The sequence below is a fragment of the Campylobacter sputorum genome (assembly GCF_002220775.1).
Classification (GTDB): Bacteria; Campylobacterota; Campylobacteria; order Campylobacterales; family Campylobacteraceae; genus Campylobacter_F; species Campylobacter_F bovis.
In genome coordinates this window covers 947,830-974,294 of record NZ_CP019685.1, presented here as the reverse complement: position 1 = coordinate 974,294, position 26,465 = coordinate 947,830, and the positions used below count along the sequence as shown (strand labels likewise).

Below are 26,465 nucleotides of genomic sequence, written 5' to 3'. Positions count from 1 at the left end.
AAATCTAGATATATAATCAAAATAAAAAAGGTTAGAGATGATTAGATTTTTTATGTTTGTAATGCTTTCTTTTAGTTTGATTTTTTCTAATGAGTTAAAAAATGATAGTTCTGTGATAGTTGGTAAGCTTAAAAATGGTCTTACTTACTATATAAAACAGAACAAAACCCCGCAAAATTCAGCTCTTATTTATCTAAATGTCGCAGCAGGGTCTATAAATGAAAAAGAAAACGAGCAAGGTCTTGCACACTTTGTGGAACATATGGTGTTTAATGGAACAAAGGATTTTGATAAAAATAGTCTTATTAGTGAGCTTGAGAAACTTGGTGTTAAATTTGGTGCAGATTTAAATGCTGCAACAAGTTTTGATAATACCTTTTATAAGTTAGAGATAAATTCATCAAAACAAAATTTACAAAGCGGTTTTAAAGTGCTAGAAAATATGGCTCATTATGCACTTTTTAACGAAGATGAACTTCAAAAAGAAAAAGGTATCATTATAGAAGAAGATAGAATGAGAAAAGATAGCTCTGAGCGTATTTTCAAACAAAGTATGCCTTATATTTATAAAGATAGCATATATTTAAACAGGCTTCCTATAGGAAAAATGGATATTGTAAAAAGTGCAACTCCTGAAATTATGCGAGAGTTTTATACTAGAAATTACCAGCCAAAGCTTATGAGTTTGATAGTAGTTGGGGATTTTGATGTTGATGAGGTAAAAAAACTTATAAGTGAAAATTTTTCAGATATTAAAAATACTAAAGAAATTCCAAATGTAGATAAAAGTATAGGTTTTTGGGATAAATTTGTAGTTTTTAACTCACATGATAGTGAAGTTACAAATGAGAGTATAAGAGTGTATTTTGAAGGGAAAGCAAATGTAATAAAAGATAAAAATAGCTATAAAGAGTATCTTATAAAAAGGTATTTTACAAAGCTTTTTTCACAAATGAGTTCAAATTTAGCACAAAAAGGCTTGATAACAAACGATATTTATTTTTATGATTATAATCTTTTTGATCAAAAATCACTAAATGTTTTTACTCAAAGAGTTGTTTCAAATGATTATATTGGCGGGATAAAAAATATTTTTTCTTTGATAAATAAAGTTAAAAAAGATGGCTTTGATAAATCGTATTTTGAAGTGGCAAAGAGTGATTTTTTATCATTAAATGAGATGAAATTTAAAAAAAGTCAAACACAAAGTTCAAAAGAGTATTTGATGAATATACTAAATTTCGTTCAAAATGGTGATATTTTTCTCTCTCCAAAAGACGATTATGAGCTAACAAAAGAACTTTTAAACGATATTACGCTAGATGAAATAAATTTTAAATTTAAAGATATGGTTGAAAAAAATGGCGTAATGGTTGAGTTTTTAACAAAAGAAAAGTTTGATTTTGACGACAAAGAGATAAAAGCTATTAGAGAAATAAAACCAATCGAAGTTAATTTCGCTGTAAATTTACCAAATTCTTTGGATGTTGGCGAGTTAAAAAGTGTTAAATTTACAGATAAAAAGATTGATAAAAGCGGCGTTATAAAATATAGTTTTGAAAATGGCATAAATGTTTATTATAAGCCAAATGAGAAGCAAAAAAACAAAATGACATATATTTTTAGCACAAAAGGTGGTTTTAGCAACCTTGATAGTGTTAAATTTCCTGCAATGAGCGTAGATATATCAAATGGAAGTGGTGTTGGTAAATATAGCGATTTTGAGATAAATGTTATAACCAAAGGTCAAATGTTTAGTTTGAATAAATTTATAAATGAAATTTCAAGAGGATACAAGGGAGAGAGTTCCAAAGATGACTTTGAAAATATGTTAAAAATGCTTGTTTTGGATATAAAATCACCAAAACTTAGTGATGAGTTTGCTAAAAGATTTAAAATAAAATCATTAGATGCATTAAATAAAAATAATTCTAATCCTATGTATAAATTTTTAAAAAAATATAATGAAAAATATTATAACAATAACGAAAAAAAGAGCTTCTTAGACGCAGATGATATAAATAAATTTGATATAAATAAGGGTAGAGAATTTATTAAATTTAACTACTCAAATCCTTATAATTTTAACTTAATAGTAAGTGGCGATATGAGTGAGAGTAAATTTGAAGAGCTTATAAACAAATATATAGGATCAATGGATACAAAAGCAAGTGTTACAAATATTAAAGATGATGGGATAAGGGCTATAAAAAATGGCTTTTTTGGGGATTTTTCATCTAATGATGAAAGAAGTTTGGTTCAGATTAAATTTACAAATAGTGATATCAAATTTAGCCCACAAAAAGATGTAATTTTTGATGCAGCTTCAAGTATATTAAGCAATATTTTAAGAGAAAACATAAGAGAACAAAATAGCGAGGTTTACTCCATCAGTGCAGCTTATGATTTAAATAAACTACCATATGCTAGATCTATTGGCATTATCAACTACTCTTCATCGCCAAATAATGCTAAGCTTATAGTAGAAAAATCTAAAGACATTATACATAAATATCAAAAAGAGTTTGTTGATGAGGTGTATTTGCAAAATTATAAAAAATCAGCCATTATATCACTTCAAAAAAATATGCACAAATCTTCATTTTTAATAAACCATATAAATCAATCAGTTATAAATGATGAACAAATTTTAAACTATGATGATATGGCTAAAATCATAAACTCGGTAACTTTGCAAGATATCAAAACTGCATTAAACGAGCTTTTTGATACAAATAAAATGTTTATTGGTATATTTTCTCCCAAAAAGTAGTTGTTTTAATTTATATTTATCTAGTATAAATATAAATTTTTTGATAGATGATTTTGAAAATATTAATTTATTTATAAAAATAGTCCATTTTATTTTTGTAAGAATTTATTTCAATTCATCTAGCATTTTAGTTACTTCGGTTTGGTCAAATTTGCCTTGATTTAGTAAAATAAGTTTTGAAATTTTTATAAAATCTTTTGTTATATCCCACGCTATCGAGCTATCGTTCATTAGAGAAGTTGCCATAGATGAGGTTATTTTCTCATTATTTAAAAGATTATTTATAGCATCAAATGAATTATCGTTGCATGATTTTTTAAGTGATTTTAATGTTATTAAATGTTCTTTTGCCTCATCTAAACTATCGTTAAGTAAAATTTCATTTGTTAGTTTTAGTGTTTTTGTTAAATTTAGTCTTAGTAAGTCGTATTTTAACTTGATAAATTCATTATCGTGGTTTATAAAATAATATATATTTTTATGTATTAATTCCATATTTTTAAGTGTATTAGCAAGGTATAAGCATATTTTTCTAATAGTCATAAAATATTCACTAAATTTCTGTGTTTTATCAAAGTTTTGTGCTTTAGTGCTAAAATCAATAATCTCATTATAAATTGGCTTAAAGCGTTGTGCGTAAAGTTCTTTAAAGTCAATTTTGATTGGTGTTTGGCGAAGTTTTATTATCTCGTCTGGTTGATTGTTGTTAATATCGTTTGATGATATGCTTATGCTTTTTGCAAGGATTGTGTATGTGTTTTTTACAAGATGTCTAATCTCTTTATTTATAAGTTTTTTTGAACTCTCAATAGATGTTAAGGCGTCTTGATTTAAATATATAGCTTTATCTATTTGATTTCTATGATAGTCTTTTTGTTTGACGAGTTTTTCAAGTAAATTTACAAAATGCTTTGCAAATGGAGCAAAAATTATCATAATAATAAAGTTGAAATATGTGTGAAAAAGCGAGAGTTTAAGCATATAATCATTGTTTTTGATACCAAAAAATTTAGAACTAATATCTACGATATTAACAAAAGGATTAAAAAGTATTATTGCTATAATTGCAACAACAATATTTACAATGACATGACCTAACATAAGACGCTTACCATTTGTATTTGCGTTTAGTGAGCCAATTACCGCCATTATGGTGCTACCAACATTTGAGCCAATTGCTATAGCTAATGCATTTTCATAGACTATTTGGTTATTTGCAAGTGCGGCAAGTGTTAGCATAAGTGTTGCGTGTGAGCTTTGCATAAGAGCTGTTATAAGTGTGCCAACTATGACATAAATAATTACGCCTTTAAGACCCTCAATTGAATATTTTGCCAAGTCTATATTCTCTTTTGTGCTTTCAAATCCACTTTTCATATACATAATAGCTATTAAGATAAGACCAATACTAATTAAGAAAAAACCAATTCCTTTTATGGCATTTTCACGCATTATGGTAAAAATTACGCCAAATATAACAATTGGCATTGCATAGTTTGCGATATCTATTTTAAGTCCTATCCCTGCAATTAGCCAAGCACCAGTAGTTGTACCAATGTTTGTCCCAAATATTACAAAAAGTCCAGAAAGAAGTGTTATAAGCTCTGCGCTTAAAAATGAAATGCAAAGAACAGTAACAAGACCGCTTGATTGCATTATTGCCGTGCTAATAAGTCCAAAAAGAAAGCTTGTGGTATTGTTTTTTGTGGCTTTCTTAAGAAAAATTTCGAGCCAACTACCAGTTATCATCTTAAAGCTGTTTGATAAAACTTCAAGAGAGTATAAAAATAGACATATTCCAAAACAGATAGTAAGGAAATTTTTATTATTAAAAATTAGCATAAAAAACACTACTAATACAGAATAATTAAAAAATTTCTTTATCATATTTTATCCTTTTGGTGTGAATTTTAATATTAGTTATTTAAAATTTGCTTAAAATAAATTTAAACTATATATAAAACTTTATTCATAATTTTGAAAATATATAAAAGTACTTATTTTAAATATAAAAACACAAAATTTAGTGATGAAAGATTACTATTATAAGCTCAATAATTTTGTAAGATATTAAAATCGCATTAATTATCTTTTTATGCAAATAGGTTTTATACAAAAAGTGGTTATTTTAAATTTTAAATAGATATATTAAAATGTCATTATTAAGTTTTAAACTTAAACTTTAAAAGCTCTATTTTATACCATAAAAAATACATTTTTGTATAAAAATTTGTATTTAATCTTAATAATTTATTTCAGAAAAATATTTTTAAGTTTAATTTTTGTATAATAAAGTATAAATTTTATATAAATGGAGATAAATATGAAAAATATCAACCTAAGTTTGGGTGTTTGTTTGGCATTATGCTCATTTGGTATTCTAAATGCTGCTGAGAATCTCGAAGAAGCCCTTGTAAATGGAAAGTTAAAAACAGAGTTAAAAGCTGCATATGTAGATCAGACAAATGATGGAAGTCCTTATAATAATGAAAATATGCTTACAACCGGCATAGAAATGTCGTATGTAACAGATCCTCTTTATGGTTTTAGGATCGGCTTAACAGGGCAGGGCAATGCATCGCCTTTTGATGATGATCAAAATTCAAAACAAATGAAGAGAGCAGAGTGGTGGGCTACAGGATTTGTTTTATCTGAGGCGTATTTGGGATATGCTTTTGATAAAACAGATGTCAAATTTGGTCGTCAGTATGTAAATATGCCACTTGTTAGTGGAAACTATACTCGTGCTTTTAAAGAAGCGTTTGAGGGTGTTAGTGTATATAATAATAATTTACCAGATACACAGATTCAAGCTGGTTGGTTTTATAAATTTCAAGGTAGAACAAATGCTGTTATGTCAACAGATGGCGATAAAGATGGTAGAGCACCTGTATTTAAAGATAGAGTAGTTCTTGGAGGAGTTGGTCCATATTCAAGAGAATTTGATAATATTTTTACTATAGCTGCCATAAATAAATCTATTCAAGAAGCAACATTTACAGGATCATATGCTCGTATAACAAATGTTGCTTCTGGTAATGGTAATGGAGATGTAAATTTATTTTTTGGAGAATTGAATTACATAGTTCCATTGGATATGCTTAAATTAGTTTTTGACGCTAGGTATAATGGCTCAAGGGTAGATGGTGAGTTTGATAAAGAGAGATTTGATGGCGATATGTTAGGACTTAGAGCTGGATTTAAGGATTTATATGGATTTAGTTTGTACTATGCATATACAACTGTTAGCGACAAAGATTCTGCGATTATAAGTGTTGGACTTGGCGGCAATACTTATACATCACTTCCTATAAGAGGACCTTTTGTTTATACTAATCAAGCAGGTATGGATGTGCACAAGATTTTATTTGAGTATAATTTTGCTCAAGTTGGCTTAAATGGTCTTAAAGCTGCATTTCACTATGTAAATGGCGAACAAGATAGTAAAAATAATAAAACAAACAAAGATGTTGATATAAAAGGTTGGGCTACTGTTGTAAATTACGCTGTAAAACAAGTTAAAGGTTTAAGTGCTGCTGTATTTTATTCTGAATTAGAAAAAGACCCGAACAAAAGTGATGCAAAAACTACAGAGCAAGATGAAATTTGGATAAAATTATCTTACAAATTTGATGTGCTTTAATGTTTTTTGTAATTTTTAAAACCAAGATTAATTAAAATAATTATAACTCTAAATAAATAATGCCAAGTTTTTAAACAAGTAAATTTGGCATTATTATAAAATTTACTTATTATAATCTTAATGAATTAAATTTATAAAATATAAACTTTGATATTTTATAAAAATAATAAATATTAAAATATATAAAAGTGAATTTATATTAAATAAAAATATAAAATAATTATTTTTTTAATAGTATTTTTTAATACTAAATTTGATAAAACTACTCAAATTTAGTATTTGATTTGAAATCATTTATTTATTTTAAATAACAAAGCCAATTTTTGTTATTAAAATAAAAAATATTTATGAGACTTTGTGTATTATATATTTCATACTTTTTGTTATTTAGCATAGTTATTATTTCGATTTGATTTATTAGTTAATTTATAAAGCAATAAATTTCAAATATCTATAGACTAAATTTTATTAGTGAGTTCACAATTAAACTTTATATAAAATAAATGATTATTATTATACATATTAAGTTATTTTTAATAGCATAAAAGATAAAATGTTTATTAAATATTAACTATTTTAGGTGCTGAATGCTAAAGATTATCTTTTGTTTTATTTTTGTTGTATCGTTGCTTTATTCTAACGAAAAGCAAATCCAACAAAGAGAATTCGCAAATGAACAGCAACATTTAAAGCAACTTCAAGAAAATATGCCAAACTCAAACATAAATTTGCAACCAAAAAACAAGCACGATAAATTTTCACTTATCTTAAACGAAAATCCTTGTTTTGTAATAAATGAGATCAATTTAACTGGCAACAACAAAGATAACTTTTCAAACTACCTAAAAGAAGTGCTTAGAAAGATAAAATTTCAAAAAGGGCAGTGTCTTGGCAAAAAGAGTATAGCCATTTTGCACTCTGCTTTTAGTAATGAGATAATATCTAGAGGACTTATAACCACAAGCGTGATAATCCCTAATCAAAACATAAAAACAGAAAGAGCATTAACATTTGAAGTGCTTGAAGGAAAAATAGATCAAATCTTGATAAACGAAAGCAATAGCACAACTGATAAAATTTCCGTATTTATGGCATTTGGCGGTAATGTCAGTAGTGATGATTTAAATTTGCGAGATATTGAGCAGGCTCTTGAAGTTTTTCAAAACTCATCAAATGCACAAGTTGGCATAGAACTCATCCCTTCATTAAAACCAAATTTTACAAATATTAATATCACTAAACAAAAATCTTTCCCTATAATAGCTCAACTTAGCTTTGATAACTCAGGCTCAGACGCTACTGGAAAGTACAAGGGTGATACAAGTGTACAAGGCTTAAATTTATTAGGACTTAATGAAATTTTATATCTATCATACACTAAAAATATATTTAGAGGCGAACATCAAAGAGTAAACAACGAGAGTGAAAATGGTGGCAATGATAGTATTTATTATGGCTTTACTTTGCCATTTGGTAGAATTTCACTTGATTTTAACGAATACAAATATAATTATGATCAAGCTATAGCTGGAGCATATGGTGTTTATAAATATAGTGGAAAAAGTAAAAATAGAAATTTAACGCTAAATTATTTGTATCATCGTAATCAAATCTCAAAAAATAGCATATATTTTCGTCTTTGGGAGAGAGAAAATAAAAATTTCATACAAGATTACGAGTTGGATAATCAAAGGCGAAAAACAGCTGGATATGAGATAGGGTTAAATTCGCAGTTTTATATAGAAAATGGATTTGTTATACTTGGCGCCTCTTATAAAAAAGGCACAGGTGCTAGAGGATCGCTAAGAGCACCGGAAGAGGATTATAATGGCGGAACTAGCAGGTTTGAAAAATATATTTTAAATTTTCACTTTCGCAAATCATCTAGCAACACACCTTTAACATATGATTTAAAATTTCAAGCTATGTATAATGGCACTCCTTTAACTATGCAAGAGCGTATAAGTCTAGGAGGATATTATAGCATTCGTGGATTTGATGGTGAAATGAGCTTAGTTGGAGATAGAGGGTTTTTAATCCGCAATACTTTAGAATACGACTATATAAATAATCATAAGACATATTTTGCATTTGATATTGGTAAGGTAACGCCACAAGCTGGTTTGTATGATTCAAAAAATGCTTTAGCTGGCGTGGGTATTGGATTAAAAGGGAATTTTAAACTAAGTGGCTCTCTTGGATATGATATCTTTGTTGGTAAAGCACTAAGTAAGCCAGAATATTTTGAGACCAATAAAGTAGCTTTAAACTTTGGTCTAACATACACATTTTAAGGATATGCTTTGTATAATAAAAACAATTCATTAAATAATAAATCTCTACTTTATAAAATATTAACCAACAACTTATCCATTTATAAATTTTTAAATACTAAAAAACCTAAAATCATAAATTTAAAAACTTTTAACCAACCTCTCTCCATCCTAATCTCTTTATCCCTTATATTTCCAAATTTTATTTTAGCTAATATAATAGCTGATATTAATGCTCCTATATCTAATCAACCAATTATACTAAATACAAATAATAGTGCTATACAAATAGACATAACAAAGCCAACTTCTAAAGGTGTATCTATAAATGAATATTTAGAGTTTAATACTCTTAAAAGCGGAACTATTTTAAATAACTCTAGAAGTGGAAGCAACACCCTAACAGCAGGACAAATCCAAGCTAACCCAAGACTAAGTAAAGAAAGTGCTAAACTTATAGTAAATAAAGTAAATTCCCATGAAAAAACTAATCTACAAGGCAATATAGAAATAGCAGGAGATAGAGCTGATTTAATAATAGCAAATCCAAGTGGTATAAATATAGATGGCACACATTTTATAAACTCTAAATCTACAACACTAACAACTGGAAATATAGAGTATGAAAATGGTGGCATTAAAAATATAGCAGTTAATAAAGGTGAAATTTTAGTTACTAATAGAGGCTTAAAGGATGAGAGCAATTATTTAAATATCTTAACTCATAGTGCAAAGATAAATGCAAACATTCACGCAAATGAGATAAATATAATAACTGGAGATAATACTATTAACAAAGATGGTAGTATCTTATCAAATAATGAAAATAGTATAAAAACTTCAAAATTTTCTATAGATAGCTCATCTCTTGGCGGAATGTATGCTAATAAAATAAAGCTAGTAGGTACCAAAAATGGTATTGGGGTAAATAATCAAGGTAAAATTATAGCAACTAGCTTTATAAAAATAAACTCCAATGGAGATATTATAAATAGTGGTGATATAGTATCTAATAAAGAGATACAGATAGAGGCTAAAAATATAAAAAATAGTGGAAATGGTGTAAAATTTGCAAACATTAGTGCAAATAGCTTTAAGTTAAAGGCTGATAATTTAGATAATACTAATGCTATAATACAAACAAATACTGCCCTAGATATAAAAGCACGCAACTTAAAAAATACATTATCTATAATAGGTAAAGATATATCTTCTAACTCAAATCTTAACAATAAAGATTTATCTACAACTTCAAACAATCATAGCTTTATACTTATAGATAATACAATCTCAAATAATAATTCCAAAATTTTATCAAATGAATTAAATTTAGATATAAAAGATGCTATTACAAATGAAAACACTAAACTTAATATCAAAGATATTGGCACAAGCACTGATGAAATTTCTAATACAAATTCAGATATCATTGTAGATAATTCTATAAATTTAAAAGCAAAAAATATCACTCAAAATAGTTCAAATATCCATTCAAACAAAGATATCAACCTTGAAATTTCAGACACTCTTTTAAATACAAACAAATCTAGTATTTTATCATCTGGTGATATTTTCTTAAAATCAATTAATCTTGATAATATTGGCTCAAATATCATATCAGGCGGTGATTTTACCATAAACACAAACAATTTAAATAATAAAGATAGTTTAATAGCTTGTGGTAAAAAATTAAATATAAATACCAACACCTACAAAAATCATGCAACACTAGAAGCTAAAAGTGATTTGAGTTTAAATATCAAGGATGATAATGTTGTATATAATGGTGGCTTTTATGCTAAGAATAATATATCCATAAATACAGCTAAAAATTTTATAAATAATACTAAGTTTATATCAAACAATGCCTTAAGCATAAGTGCAAATAACATAATAAATAATTCTATCTTATATGCAAATGGCAATATGGATCTGTTTGCTGTTGCTAGATTAAATAATTTTAATAAAATAGTATCTAATGCAAATTTGAGTTTAAATGCTAATGAGATTATTAACAAAAGTTCAAATATATATGCTACAAAAGATATATCTTTTAGTGCAAATACTATTAATAATATTTCAAATTCAGATATTTATAGCAATGGTAATATAAATATCAACGCAGATTTGGTATTAAACAAAGATAGCTCAAATATCATAGCTGTTTTAAATTTAAAAATTAAAAATGATAAAACAAAAGATCACAAATCCTCACTTATAGACAATTCCTCATCACTTATCTATGCTAGTAAAGACATTGGTATCATAGCAAAAGATGTAAAAAATTATTCACAAGATGAGTTAAAAACTTATATTACAAATTCTAACTCAAAAACTATAAATTTAAGAGGATATAAGATAAAAATCAAACAAGACATAGGTAAGCTAAGAGATGATATAATAAAAACTTATAAAATAAACAACAACTACAAAAATCCAAGTAATGAGTATATAAATACTACTCTAAAAGAAAAGATTATAAACTCTACACAAGATCTTTATGTAATAAATTTATACAAAGATACAAAAGCACATGGTAAAAATATATATGATAGCATAACAATAGACTATGATAATAAAGTAGCTTACATAAATACTAGCGACATTAAAGATCATGAAAAAACTAGAAATATAATTTATAACATAGCAAAACAAAACATTAATGCCAATGATTTAGCAAAATTTAGAAGTTCTCAGATTGTTTCAGGCAGTGATATAAATTTCATAGTTAATGATTTATTAAATGATAAAAGTATAGTGTATGCTAATAATGATATAAAGCTTTATAAAACAAATTTAACCAACAAAGGACTTGAGTTAACAAACACCATATCATCAAATGCAAATTATGTTTGGCAAGAAAAAGTTAAGAGGGGATTTTTGAGGCGTAGCAAATGGAAAGATCGCGGAGGAAGTGTAGGTAGTATAAATACAAACTATACAGAAGTTGGATACCCGGCTATATTTGCAGCAGGTAGTAAGATAACAGGACAACTTTCAAAACTAAGCAATGGCTCATACAATGACACTATACTTGCTACAAATAAGCCAAATTTTACAGATGCATATAGCAACAATTTTTTAAACTATCTTTCTAGATTTGATACATCTACTAAAATTTTAAACAAAAATTCAAACCAAACCATCATAACACATCCAAAATTTGAATCAAATAGTGTAGCTTTAAGCGATACAAAGTATTATTATCTAAACAACAGTGCTATTTATACACAAGATTTACCAAATAGTGATTATATGCATAATAGACTTAGTAGCTTTTATGATTTTAGAAATTCTATTTTTAGATCTATTATGCAAAAAGATACCATACCATCAAACTTTGCTTCTATTATACATACTGATGAAGATATCATACTTGATATAGATGGCAATCTAGGAAACTATGGCTTTATAGCTAGTAAATCAAATATCAGTATAAAAGCAGACAATATAACAAATCATCAAGCAAGTATGACATCTAGTGGAGCTTTTATTTTAAAAGCAAATAATAATATAAAAAATTTATCTAGCTCAATAAAAGGTGATAAAATATCTTTAATTGCTAGTAATGATATCTATAATACAACCCTATCATCTAAAAAAACCATAAAGCAAAGCAATTATACATATACTGATATTGGTAAAAAATCAGATATATCATCAACAACTAAAGATATATATCTAAATGCTAAAAATAATATATTTATAAATGGTGCTAGCATTAACTCAGCTAAGAGCATTGCTATGCTTTCTAATGCAGATATATCTGTAAATACAGTGCAAAATAAAGGTAATTATGATTTTAAAACAAATGGAGGGTATTACAAAAGAGATTATATATTTCACAATGGTTCTAATATTAATGCCAAAGATTTTATATATCTAAAATCAAATAATAATATAACACTAGATAGCGCAAACATATATGCAGGTGAAAATTTAGCAATAGATGCAAAAAATAATATAAATGTTATATCAAGCCTTGATAATGACTATAGTGAATCAAAAATAACTTCTAAAGGCTTTTTATCTAAAAAAACTACATATACTCAAACCTTATTGCAAAATGTAAATAGTTCAAACCTAAATGCTAAAAACATATCTCTTATATCAGGAGAAAATACAACTATATTAGGATCAAATTTACATTCCACTAATACAATCAACATAGATGCTAATAATATAAATTTAACTAGAGCTTTATATTCAAATCAAAGCATCAATCAAACAAGTAAATCAAATTTAGGTGGATTAAAAAGATCACTTGATATACACTCTTTAGCAAAATCAAATATTCAAGGCTCAAATTTAAGCACTGATAACAAAGATATAAATCTATTTGCTAAAAATGATTTAAATATAATATCATCGGATGTATCAAGTGGAGCAAATCTAAATTTAAATGCAGGTAATAACCTAAATATATTAGCAGCTAAAGAACGTATTAAAGAGCAAAGCATTCATAAAAAATCTAGCTTTAATCCGCTAGGATTATTAACCTTTACAGCTACACTTGGCACATCTGGTGGAGAAATATATACTGCTAAATTAAACGAACAAGGTAGTTTAGATGGCTTATCAAAACTATCAAACATCACTGCTAATGATAGTATTAACCTAAATGCTAACAATATGCTTATTACAGCAAATTTATCGAGTAAAAATGATATCAACATTAACTCAAATACAGCTAGTATACTAAATGCCACAAACACACACGAAAGTTATAGTATAAATAAAAAAACTAGTATAAACATAGCTCACATACAAGATATACTAAAAGACGCTAAACCTAAATCACTCTCTGAGCTAAAAAAAGATACATCAGCTAAAATTCGCCTAGCAAATGCAACTTATGAAAAAGCTACTAAGAATACAACTTCAACTAATAGTATTAATTCAAACATAAACGCTAAAAATTTAAATATAAATACTAAAAAAGATATAACTATCATAGGCTCAAATCTAAGCACAACTGAGGATATAAAACTAACATCAAAAGATGGTAATATCTATATCTCAAATGCAACTGACACAATTGATACTACTACAACACTAAAACAAGCTCAAGTAGCTCTGTCTCTTAGTATCCAAAACGAATACGCCCAAATAGCCCCAGCCGCTATTGAACTTGAACAAGCAGTAAAACAGCTAAATAGTGTAAAAAAAGAGTATGATGAATATAAACAAGCTAAATCTAGTTTACAAGCAAAACTATTAGAACTAAAACAAAGATATAATAATAAAGAAGCTGGCATAGATCAAAGCGATATAGAAGATTTAATAGATATAATAGACAATATAAAAGATGAAGAAAAATATTATATAACAAACATAGCCCTAGCAACTACAAATGTAGCCTCTAAAACCACAGCTCTAACATCTCAAATAGCTACGTCTTCATCAAGTGGTTATACTTATGGCTTTAGCGTAGGTATAGTAGGAGATGTAAGTGCTCATCAAAGTAAATTAGATACTAAACAAACAACATCTATATCTTCAAATTTAAAAGCAAACAACATAAATCTATCAACTAGTAAAGATAAATCCACTAACATAACTGGCTCAAATTTAATAGCTAATAATGATATAAATATAGATACTAAAGATCTAAACATAAACGGTAGCACCAATACATATACATCAAATGAAAATAGCAAAGAGTTAGGTGGAAGTCTAAATTTTACTATGTATGGTGGAGGTGGAGGAAGTGCAAATATAAATCATAAACAGGGTTATTCAAATATAGATAACCTAATACACAATAACTCACTACTATATGCTAAAAATAATCTAAACATAAACACATCAAACGATACAACTATACAAGGTGCAAATTTAAGAGCAGATAATAAAGCAAACATTCAAGTAGGTAATAACCTAAGTTTAATTAGTCAAAGAGATAGCTACTTATCAACTCACAAATTAAAAAGTATGGGAGCTGGTATAGGAATAAGTGGAGAAAAATCACAAAGTAATAATCCAAATCCTTATGCTATCTCAAACAATATGATAAACTATGATAACTCTAAACTATCAAACATAAACTCAAATTTCAGCCAAAGTAACTCAAATACCATAACTAAACAAACAAACCTTAGCTCAATTACAGCTAATGAGCTAAATATCAACACTAAAAATAACACTCATTTAAAAGGCTCACTAATAGCAGCTGGATACTATAAAGATAACACTAAAAATAGTAACTTAGTATTTATAGATAATAAAAACCTAAACTTAACAACAAATACTTTAACTTATGAAAATTTATCAAATACAAGCTATACTAAAGGAACAGACTTAAGCTTAAGTGCAAACTATGCTATTAAGAATAATACAAAAGAAAAAGAGAATACAACAAATAACAATCAACAAAACAGCCAATCAAATACACCTACTAATCAAACACAAGATATAAATTCTAAAATTTCATCAGCTTCGTATTCAAACAATAGAAATTTAAGCTATAGCCACTCAAAGACATTAGCAACTATAGGACAAGGTAACTTAATAGTAGCTAATACTAATATATCAAATTTAAACAAAGATGAGTTAGAAAATTTACAATCAACAAATACAAATTTATTAAACTCAGATGACCTAACTAGACTAAATAGAGATACAACTAAAACAAATAAAGACCTATACAATACAAGTATAAGTTCAAATGTAGAGGCTATTCTTGATACAAGGCTTTTAACAGAAAATGGAAGAGAGGAGATAAAAAGAGATTATGAAGACTCTTTAACTATAGCAGATGCTATAACACAAATAGTAACTACTCATAGAGCAAAATTTAGTGACTTTTTTAAAGAAAATATTAAAACTTATAATACGCTTCAAGGGGTAAGAGAACTTATAGATAATAATGAAGTCATAAGAGAGTATCTGTCATCAAACGATACAAATATACAAGATAAAGAGATATTTACAAAAATAATAATAAATTCAGTTATGTCAAATTTAGGCTACATACCAACTAATGCTAAACTAATATACACGGATGAAAAAGGATATGACAATAAAGATATACAAGGATATTACTCATTACAAACAGATACTAGTTATATAAATTTGAAAAATATTTTTTCAACAAAAGATATTATAAAAGTAATAGCTCATGAAACAAGTAGAGCTATTGATACTAAAAACAATATGGATATCACTACAAATAGAGATGATAACACAAAATATGCTTCAAATTTTGCAAATTATACTACAAGATATTTTAGTGATTCGTTAAATAAATATAATAAAGAATTTATAGCCATATCTCCTATATCAAACTCTATCTATAAAGATAATCCATATATCATCTCAAACAATAGTGAGTTTGTTATGCTAGATAAAGATATGGGGGATAATAAGGTCTATATGTATAATGGAAAGGTTTTAACATCTGATAAAATAAATGATCATAAGGTTGTAGATTTGACATTATGGGAAGCTATAAGTAGAGGTCATTTAGATATGAATTTACCAATTACTATTATAAATAGCCTATCTGATAATACAAAAATACTTGAAACACCAGACAGTAGAGTTTATAAAAAAGAGTATGATTTAAGTAATAAAGATGACTTTGAAACTTTAAGAAAACAAACAGATCTAACATATGATGATATTAATAATAATACAAAAATAGTATTTATAAATGGTATGATGAATAGTTATGATGACGCAAGAAATAGTGCCAAACTTATAAGTAAAGACTTTGATAAAGTAGGACTTATAAATAATTCTTCTACCTATGCTGGTATTGGTGATATAATAGAATGGTTTCCAAATTATTTAACCACTAAGGATGTATTAACAGCATATAAACTACAACAATTATCGCCAGGTACTATTATAATAACACATAGTGCAGGAAATGAAGATATCTTTAAAACAAATAAAATAAACTACATTCAAGGAGTAAAAACACCATATAAACTTATCTCTGTTGGTTCACCAAAATCTGCTACATATTTAAAAGATTCAACATCAAAAGTAGGAGCAGAATTTATAATGCAACTAAATCATCCAAATGATCCAGTGGCTAATGGTTTTTTAAATAAGGATGGGGATTATGATATAAAGTATGGTCCATTTTATGATTTAGAATTTCATAAATTTGAAAATTATTCTCCTAGTATAAAATCATATATTCAAAATAAAGGTATTATGAAAAATGAATAGTAATCTAAAATTAATTTTAATTCTCTTTTTATTTTTTTTAATGTATCATGGTCCATTATTAATTTTGACAACATATTACATATTTTCTATTTATTTTTATTTAATTTATATATTTTTATATATAATTTGGAGTATTTTCTTATATCTAAATATTAAAAACATTAAGGTATATGTCTTTTCTATATTAAAAATAATATTTTTTAGTCTATTTTTGATATTATATGCAGTTGTTGCACAAGGTTTTACTGGTATTATATTATTTGGACTCGATGGTCCCGGATATTTAGAAAGACATAATTTTCATAATTATGAGTTAAGGCATGACAATGTTCTTTATTGGCTATTCATTTTTTCCCTCCACTATCCTATATATATCTTTATCTTTATAAAACCATTTGTCAATCATCTTGATAAATCAATTAAGAAATTTAAAGAAAAAGAGTTAAATAAAGATGAGTAAGTTCATGTTTGCTATAAACATATTAAATAAAGACCTATACAATACAAGTATAAGTTCAAATGTAGAGGCTATTCTTGATACAAGGCTTTTAACAGAAAATGGAAGAGAGGAGATAAAAAGAGATTATGAAGACTCTTTAACTATAGCAGATGCTATAACACAAATAGTAACTACTCATAGAGCAAAATTTAGTGACTTTTTTAAAGAAAATATTAAAACTTATAATACGCTTCAAGGGGTAAGAGAACTTATAGATAATAATGAAGTCATAAGAGAGTATCTGTCATCAAACGATACAAATATACAAGATAAAGAGATATTTACAAAAATAATAATAAATTCAGTTATGTCAAATTTAGGCTACATACCAACTAATGCTAAACTAATATACACGGATGAAAAAGGATATGACAATAAAGATATACAAGGATATTACTCATTACAAACAGATACTAGTTATATAAATTTGAAAAATATTTTTTCAACAAAAGATATTATAAAAGTAATAGCTCATGAAACAAGTAGAGCTATTGATACTAAAAACAATATGGATATCACTACAAATAGAGATGATAACACAAAATATGCTTCAAATTTTGCAAATTATACTACAAGATATTTTAGTGATTCGTTAAATAAATATAATAAAGAATTTATAGCCATATCTCCTATATCAAACTCTATCTATAAAGATAATCCATATATCATCTCAAACAATAGTGAGTTTGTTATGCTAGATAAAGATATGGGGGATAATTTAAGTATATTTATACATGGCACTTGGTCTAGTCCAAAAGATGCAGACCCTAAATTTATAGAAGCTTTATCAACTACTTTTAAAGAGCCTATTTATCAATTTAAATGGAGTGGAGAAAATCACAAAAAAGCAAGAGCAAGAGGAGCTATCAAACTTACAGAATTTGTAGAAAATTATAAATTTAAAGAAGGCGAAGCATTGAATTTAGTCATGCACTCTCATGGCGGAAATGTTGGAAAAGATTTTACACAATTTTATGAAGGAGATAAAAAAATAGATAATTTTATAATGCTTGGCACACCAGTAAGGGATGATTATTTTATAAATTATGATAACTTTACTGAAAATGCAAATATTTTAAATGTGTATGATAGCAGTGATATTGTGCAAGTGGGTGGCAAATTTGAGTTCAAAAATTATACTATTAATATTTATATGGGTGATGGTTGGCATAAAATAGATGATTCTAAAATAAATAATATTAAAATTGAAACACCAAATAACCGTTGGTATGATGGGCTTATTGGAGACCATACTAATATGGACTCTAAACCTGTTTGGGAGCAAATAAAAAATGAAATTAGGTGAATATGTTATATTTATAAATATATTTATTATATTTATAATACTATTTTTTATCAATAAACTACTTGATAAATTTGATATAAAAAGACGATTGATTTATTATATATGCATAGTAATTGCTATTGGTTTGTTAATAAGCGGATCGTTTTTCAATATTGTATTTAATTTGTATGGTGGCGAAACTAATGGATATGCTATGTTTTTATCATATATAGGGGCTTTTCTTTTTGTTTTGCTTGAGATTTTTGTTTTATTTATGATATTGCTTTTTAAATTTTTGAGAAAATGGATAAAAAATGAAATCAAATAAGCCATTTTATTTATTGATAATATTGTTTTTATTATTAAATTTACTATTTTTGATAATATATTTTTATTTTAAAACTGAAAATTTGCAATATTGGTTTTTTTATATATTTAATCTCTCAAATTTTAGAACCTTTTGTTTGTTTGTACTTGTTAATTTTTATGCTGTTTTATATTACAAATTGTTGTAATTATTTTAATTTAATATTTAAAAATTTGGAAGTATCATAAAAATGAAAAATTTTATCTCTGTTGGTTCACCAAAATCTGCTACATATTTAAAAGATTCAACATCAAAAGTAGGAGCAGAATTTATAATGCAACTAAATCATCCAAATGATCCAGTGGCTAATGGTTTTTTAAATAAGGATGGGGATTATGATATGACAACAATAAAAATCTGGAAAGATATAAAAAATTATCATCCATTTGAAATTTATTATCCAAATATAATTAAATATATCAATAACACTCAAAGGGATAAAAATTGAATAACAATTTAAAGTTATTATACATATTAACATTGTATTTTCAAATGTATTATGGAGGTTTAATTTATTTTACAGATAAAGATTTGCATTTATATATTTACTTTGCAATATCTTTATTTTTCGATGTTATATTGATATTGTTATTACATAAAGAGATAAAAGATATTAAAAAAAATATAGTTATATTTTTAGAATTACTTATTATGTCCATAATGTTATTTTTATTTTCAAGTATAGCTCAGTTTTTTACTTGGCTTACCGATTTTCCATATAATAATAAAGAGGAATATTATTATTTTTATAGACTTTTCATTTTTTCCCTCCACTATCCTATATATATCTTTATCTTCATAAAACCATTTGTTAATCATCTTGATAAATCAATTAAGAAATTTAAAGAAAAAGAGTTAAATAAAGATGAGTAAAAAATACTATCAAACAATATGAAATTTTTCAATATAGCTTTTTCTTTTCTTATTAAAGAATTTTTTGAAATTAAATTTTAACTTTACATGTAACTTTTAAAAATACTTTATTTAAATAAAGATATAATACCAAATCATTGCATAATAAATTAAGGAGAATAGGTGTTTTTTAAAAGATTTAAATCTTTAACTTTTAACCAACCTCTCTCCATCCTAATCTCTTTATCCCTTATATTTCCAAATTTTATTTTAGCTAATATAATAGCTGATATTAATGCTCCTATATCTAATCAACCAATTATACTAAATACAAATAATAGTGCTATACAAATAGACATAACAAAGCCAACTTCTAAAGGTGTATCTATAAATGAATATTTAGAGTTTAATACTCTTAAAAGCGGAACTATTTTAAATAACTCTAGAAGTGGAAGCAACACCCTAACAGCAGGACAAATCCAAGCTAACCCAAGACTAAGTAAAGAAAGTGCTAAACTTATAGTAAATAAAGTAAATTCCCATGAAAAAACTAATCTACAAGGCAATATAGAAATAGCAGGAGATAGAGCTGATTTAATAATAGCAAATCCAAGTGGTATAAATATAGATGGCACACATTTTATAAACTCTAAATCTACAACACTAACAACTGGAAATATAGAGTATGAAAATGGTGGCATTAAAAATATAGCAGTTAATAAAGGTGAAATTTTAGTTACTAATAGAGGCTTAAAGGATGAGAGCAATTATTTAAATATCTTAACTCATAGTGCAAAGATAAATGCAAACATTCACGCAAATGAGATAAATATAATAACTGGAGATAATACTATTAACAAAGATGGTAGTATCTTATCAAATAATGAAAATAGTATAAAAACTTCAAAATTTTCTATAGATAGCTCATCTCTTGGCGGAATGTATGCTAATAAAATAAAGCTAGTAGGTACCAAAAATGGTATTGGGGTAAATAATCAAGGTAAAATTATAGCAACTAGCTTTATAAAAATAAACTCCAATGGAGATATTATAAATAGTGGTGATATAGTATCTAATAAAGAGATACAGATAGAGGCTAAAAATATAAAAAATAGTGGAAATGGTGTAAAATTTGCAAACATTAGTGCAAATAGCTTTAAGTTAAAGGCTGATAATTTAGATAATACTAATGCTATAATACAAACAAATACTGCCCTAGATATAAAAGCACGCAACTTAAAAAATACATTATCTATAATAGGTAAAGATATATCTTCTAACTCAAATCTTAACAATAAAGATTTATCTACAACTTCAAACAATCATAGCTTTATACTTATAGATAATACAATCTCAAATAATAATTCCAAAATTTTATCAAATGAATTAAATTTAGATATAAAAGATGCTATTACAAATGAAAACACTAAACTTAATATCAAAGATATTGGCACAAGCACTGATGAAATTTCTAATACAAATTCAGATATCATTGTAGATAATTCTATAAATTTAAAAGCAAAAAATATCACTCAAAATAGTTCAAATATCCATTCAAACAAAGATATCAACCTTGAAATTTCAGACACTCTTTTAAATACAAACAAATCTAGTATTTTATCATCTGGTGATATTTTCTTAAAATCAATTAATCTTGATAATATTGGCTCAAATATCATATCAGGCGGTGATTTTACCATAAACACAAACAATTTAAATAATAAAGATAGTTTAATAGCTTGTGGTAAAAAATTAAATATAAATACCAACACCTACAAAAATCATGCAACACTAGAAGCTAAAAGTGATTTGAGTTTAAATATCAAGGATGATAATGTTGTATATAATGGTGGCTTTTATGCTAAGAATAATATATCCATAAATACAGCTAAAAATTTTATAAATAATACTAAGTTTATATCAAACAATGCCTTAAGCATAAGTGCAAATAACATAATAAATAATTCTATCTTATATGCAAATGGCAATATGGATCTGTTTGCTGTTGCTAGATTAAATAATTTTAATAAAATAGTATCTAATGCAAATTTGAGTTTAAATGCTAATGAGATTATTAACAAAAGTTCAAATATATATGCTACAAAAGATATATCTTTTAGTGCAAATACTATTAATAATATTTCAAATTCAGATATTTATAGCAATGGTAATATAAATATCAACGCAGATTTGGTATTAAACAAAGATAGCTCAAATATCATAGCTGTTTTAAATTTAAAAATTAAAAATGATAAAACAAAAGATCACAAATCCTCACTTATAGACAATTCCTCATCACTTATCTATGCTAGTAAAGACATTGGTATCATAGCAAAAGATGTAAAAAATTATTCACAAGATGAGTTAAAAACTTATATTACAAATTCTAACTCAAAAACTATAAATTTAAGAGGATATAAGATAAAAATCAAACAAGACATAGGTAAGCTAAGAGATGATATAATAAAAACTTATAAAATAAACAACAACTACAAAAATCCAAGTAATGAGTATATAAATACTACTCTAAAAGAAAAGATTATAAACTCTACACAAGATCTTTATGTAATAAATTTATACAAAGATACAAAAGCACATGGTAAAAATATATATGATAGCATAACAATAGACTATGATAATAAAGTAGCTTACATAAATACTAGCGACATTAAAGATCATGAAAAAACTAGAAATATAATTTATAACATAGCAAAACAAAACATTAATGCCAATGATTTAGCAAAATTTAGAAGTTCTCAGATTGTTTCAGGCAGTGATATAAATTTCATAGTTAATGATTTATTAAATGATAAAAGTATAGTGTATGCTAATAATGATATAAAGCTTTATAAAACAAATTTAACCAACAAAGGACTTGAGTTAACAAACACCATATCATCAAATGCAAATTATGTTTGGCAAGAAAAAGTTAAGAGGGGATTTTTGAGGCGTAGCAAATGGAAAGATCGCGGAGGAAGTGTAGGTAGTATAAATACAAACTATACAGAAGTTGGATACCCGGCTATATTTGCAGCAGGTAGTAAGATAACAGGACAACTTTCAAAACTAAGCAATGGCTCATACAATGACACTATACTTGCTACAAATAAGCCAAATTTTACAGATGCATATAGCAACAATTTTTTAAACTATCTTTCTAGATTTGATACATCTACTAAAATTTTAAACAAAAATTCAAACCAAACCATCATAACACATCCAAAATTTGAATCAAATAGTGTAGCTTTAAGCGATACAAAGTATTATTATCTAAACAACAGTGCTATTTATACACAAGATTTACCAAATAGTGATTATATGCATAATAGACTTAGTAGCTTTTATGATTTTAGAAATTCTATTTTTAGATCTATTATGCAAAAAGATACCATACCATCAAACTTTGCTTCTATTATACATACTGATGAAGATATCATACTTGATATAGATGGCAATCTAGGAAACTATGGCTTTATAGCTAGTAAATCAAATATCAGTATAAAAGCAGACAATATAACAAATCATCAAGCAAGTATGACATCTAGTGGAGCTTTTATTTTAAAAGCAAATAATAATATAAAAAATTTATCTAGCTCAATAAAAGGTGATAAAATATCTTTAATTGCTAGTAATGATATCTATAATACAACCCTATCATCTAAAAAAACCATAAAGCAAAGCAATTATACATATACTGATATTGGTAAAAAATCAGATATATCATCAACAACTAAAGATATATATCTAAATGCTAAAAATAATATATTTATAAATGGTGCTAGCATTAACTCAGCTAAGAGCATTGCTATGCTTTCTAATGCAGATATATCTGTAAATACAGTGCAAAATAAAGGTAATTATGATTTTAAAACAAATGGAGGGTATTACAAAAGAGATTATATATTTCACAATGGTTCTAATATTAATGCCAAAGATTTTATATATCTAAAATCAAATAATAATATAACACTAGATAGCGCAAACATATATGCAGGTGAAAATTTAGCAATAGATGCAAAAAATAATATAAATGTTATATCAAGCCTTGATAATGACTATAGTGAATCAAAAATAACTTCTAAAGGCTTTTTATCTAAAAAAACTACATATACTCAAACCTTATTGCAAAATGTAAATAGTTCAAACCTAAATGCTAAAAACATATCTCTTATATCAGGAGAAAATACAACTATATTAGGATCAAATTTACATTCCACTAATACAATCAACATAGATGCTAATAATATAAATTTAACTAGAGCTTTATATTCAAATCAAAGCATCAATCAAACAAGTAAATCAAATTTAGGTGGATTATCTAAAACATCCCTTAATAAAACAGATACTACTACAAATGTAAAACAAACCATCCTTAAGACAAATCAAATAAATTTATCTGCAAATGATATTAATGTTATAGCATCTAGTATAGAGACAAATATTGCTAATATAAATACTGAAATTTTAAATCTAATCTCATCTAAAGACACACACTCTAAAACTGAATATAAATCTAAATCAGCACTACTAACATCTACTATCCATGATAAAGGTAAGATAGTAGAGATAGAAATTCCAGCTATTATTAAAGTAAAAGATAAGTTTATATTAAATAATCAAGATATAACACAAAAGCTTGATAAAAAAATAGTAGATGAAATTTCTAAAACTCTAAATTCACAAAATTTAAAAGAAAATATCATAAGAGAACTTAGCTCAAATTCAAACACTCCACTATCTCAAAAAGAGATAAACCAAATAAAAGCAACTCTAAACTCAAAAGAGTGGAATGATAAAACAACTACATTAAGTGGAGTAGGCTCACTAATAGTTACAGCAGTAGTTACTTATTTTACAGCTGGAGCTGGTAGTGCAGTAGCTTCATCTTTAGCGTCAGCTAGTGCTGCAACCACTAGCGTAGCATCAGCAGTTACAAGTGCAGTTATAACAAATGCATCGCTTCAAGCTACAAATATGGTTATATCAAATGGTAAAGTTAAATTTGATATTAACTCTTTAACTAAATCAGCTCTAAGTGCAGGTCTAGGAGCATATGCTAGTTCATATATAAATAGTATAGACACTCTAACTAATTCAAACATAATAAATTCAAACTATCTTGATATAAGTTATGCTGATACACTAAATACCCTATCAAACTCAGCTATACAAAGTGGAGTATTTAAAACAAGCTTTAAAGATAGCTTACTTGCAAACATCTCAACTAGCACAAGCAATTATCTATTCAAACAAGCTGGAGATTTAGGATTAGTATCAAACTCACAAGATGGAAGTATATCTAAAACACTAATTCACTCAATAGTAGGTGGAAGTATAAATGCTATTAAAGGAGATAGCTTTAAAGAAGGAGCATTAATATCAGGAATAACAGAAATCTTAAGACCATTAAGCACTAATTTAAACAAAGAAGAACAACTTCTATCTTCACAACTAATAGGAATTATAAGTGGAGCTATAATAAATGATGAAGTAGGAGCTAATCAAGGATATAACTTAGCTACTAGTTCAGAACTATTTAATAGACAACTTCATAAAGATGAAGAGAAATTTTTACAAAATAACGCTAAAGATTTTATAAAATACTATAAAGATATAACAAACAAAGATCTATCAGAACAACAAGCAAGAGACTTACTTCTTTTATCAGGTAAATATATAGTTGATGCTAAAGATAATGGTATATTTAATATATTAAATTTCTTTGGTAAAACAGACTTTAATAAAGATGAGATAAATATAGCAAAAAGTTTTATATATCAAAATTCACAAGGATTAAAATTTACAGACCACTACAAAGAAAACTTTACACCAACTGATTTCTTTAGTGCTACAGATGAACAATTTTATAATCATTTCTACAATCCAAACACTCCACAAGGTTTAAGTGATGATAGTTTAGTGTTTATACCTATGGATAAGGTTGGAACAACTGCTACTAAAAATGTTGGTGAATTGGCTTATGAAAGTAGTAAAGTATTTTTAAAAAATAGTGGTGATAAATTATCTACATCTGCTATACCAATTACAACTATAGGTTTATCAAACTATCTAAATACCCCAATGAGTAGCGATGAAATACTATATAGTGGTCCAACTGATACTGCATTAGTAATAGGTGGTGGATTACTAGCAAATCAAGGCACAAAAACTCTATCAAAAGCATTTTTAAATCAAAATGCTAAGACATCTATAAAGACTGGTTTGGAGGCTGGGGCATTTGATGGTGCATTGCAGGTAGGAAGTCAAATTTATACTCAAGTTATTAATAATAATGGATATGTAAATTTTAATGATATAAGTTTAGATTACGATAGTATTGTATTTAGTGGTGTGGCTGGAGCTATAACAATACCTAGAATTTTGGAGACAAAAAACAATATACAATATTCTATTAAAGCTATTGATGAATTAAGAAGACAACAAAAAAATGCAAAAACCATAAGCAAACACAATAAACTACAAGATAGAATAGATAAACACTGGATGAATATTATAAGACAAGGCGGTTTTCAAATTTCAAACTCAATAATGGTTGATACAATTAAAGAGCAAGCCACTAATAAGGAATAGA

At 26.3% G+C, this 26,465-nt stretch carries 9 protein-coding genes; 8 read left to right on the top strand and 1 reads right to left on the bottom strand.

All coding sequences use genetic code 11. The features are described from left to right. Nucleotides 1-37 precede the first annotated feature (37 nt). Nucleotides 38-2,773 carry a M16 family metallopeptidase gene (locus CSPB_RS04810; protein WP_089193374.1) on the top strand — a complete coding sequence of 912 codons (2,736 nt, stop codon included), beginning with the start codon at nt 38-40 and terminating at the stop codon, nt 2,771-2,773. Nucleotides 2,774-2,878: 105 nt separating this feature from the next. Here CSPB_RS04810 and CSPB_RS04805 read toward each other — a convergent pair whose 3' ends face one another. Continuing rightward, nucleotides 2,879-4,660: a Na/Pi cotransporter family protein gene (locus tag CSPB_RS04805; protein WP_089193373.1), complete on the bottom strand. Its 1,782-nt coding sequence runs from the start codon at nt 4,658-4,660 to the stop codon at nt 2,879-2,881. A 436-nt stretch (nt 4,661-5,096) separates the two neighbouring features. On the opposite strand from CSPB_RS04805, the gene CSPB_RS04800 reads away from it, so the two are divergent. From CSPB_RS04800 to CSPB_RS04755, 7 genes are all read left to right on the top strand, one after another. Continuing rightward, the gene (locus tag CSPB_RS04800) at nt 5,097-6,416 is read left to right on the top strand and encodes an OprD family outer membrane porin (protein ID WP_089193372.1); all 1,320 of its coding nucleotides are present in this window, start codon (nt 5,097-5,099) and stop codon (nt 6,414-6,416) included. Nucleotides 6,417-7,003: 587 nt separating this feature from the next. Then, on the top strand, nt 7,004-8,710 hold the full coding sequence (locus tag CSPB_RS04795; protein ID WP_089193371.1) for a ShlB/FhaC/HecB family hemolysin secretion/activation protein: 1,707 nt from the start codon (nt 7,004-7,006) through the stop codon (nt 8,708-8,710). 9 nt (nt 8,711-8,719) lie between these two features. Beyond that, nucleotides 8,720-16,870 carry a hemagglutinin repeat-containing protein gene (locus tag CSPB_RS04790; protein WP_089193370.1) on the top strand — a complete coding sequence of 2,717 codons (8,151 nt, stop codon included), beginning with the start codon at nt 8,720-8,722 and terminating at the stop codon, nt 16,868-16,870. Between the two features lie 452 nt (nt 16,871-17,322). Then, nucleotides 17,323-18,675 carry an esterase/lipase family protein gene (locus CSPB_RS04780; RefSeq protein WP_089193368.1) on the top strand — a complete coding sequence of 451 codons (1,353 nt, stop codon included), beginning with the start codon at nt 17,323-17,325 and terminating at the stop codon, nt 18,673-18,675. Continuing rightward, on the top strand, nt 18,662-18,982 hold the full coding sequence (locus CSPB_RS04775) for a hypothetical protein (RefSeq protein ID WP_089193367.1): 321 nt from the start codon (nt 18,662-18,664) through the stop codon (nt 18,980-18,982). The genes CSPB_RS04780 and CSPB_RS04775 overlap by 14 nt, the downstream gene beginning before the upstream one ends. A gap of 229 nt (nt 18,983-19,211) precedes the next feature. Then, complete coding sequence (locus CSPB_RS04765) at nt 19,212-19,469, top strand: hypothetical protein (protein ID WP_089193365.1); 258 nt, start codon at nt 19,212-19,214, stop codon at nt 19,467-19,469. 587 nt (nt 19,470-20,056) lie between these two features. Beyond that, nucleotides 20,057-26,464, top strand: coding sequence for a two-partner secretion domain-containing protein (locus tag CSPB_RS04755; RefSeq protein WP_089193363.1), 6,408 nt, complete (start codon nt 20,057-20,059; stop codon nt 26,462-26,464). Nucleotide 26,465: the final 1 nt, after the last annotated feature.

Coding starts and splice junctions, on each gene's coding strand:
- CSPB_RS04800 (WP_089193372.1), top strand. CDS start 5,097: ATGAAAAATATCAACCTAAGTTTGGGTGTTTGTTTGGCATTATGCTCA.
- CSPB_RS04775 (WP_089193367.1), top strand. CDS start 18,662: ATGAAATTAGGTGAATATGTTATATTTATAAATATATTTATTATATTT.
- CSPB_RS04795 (WP_089193371.1), top strand. CDS start 7,004: ATGCTAAAGATTATCTTTTGTTTTATTTTTGTTGTATCGTTGCTTTAT.
- CSPB_RS04805 (WP_089193373.1), bottom strand. CDS start 4,660: ATGATAAAGAAATTTTTTAATTATTCTGTATTAGTAGTGTTTTTTATG.
- CSPB_RS04810 (WP_089193374.1), top strand. CDS start 38: ATGATTAGATTTTTTATGTTTGTAATGCTTTCTTTTAGTTTGATTTTT.
- CSPB_RS04780 (WP_089193368.1), top strand. CDS start 17,323: ATGAGTAAGTTCATGTTTGCTATAAACATATTAAATAAAGACCTATAC.
- CSPB_RS04765 (WP_089193365.1), top strand. CDS start 19,212: ATGAAAAATTTTATCTCTGTTGGTTCACCAAAATCTGCTACATATTTA.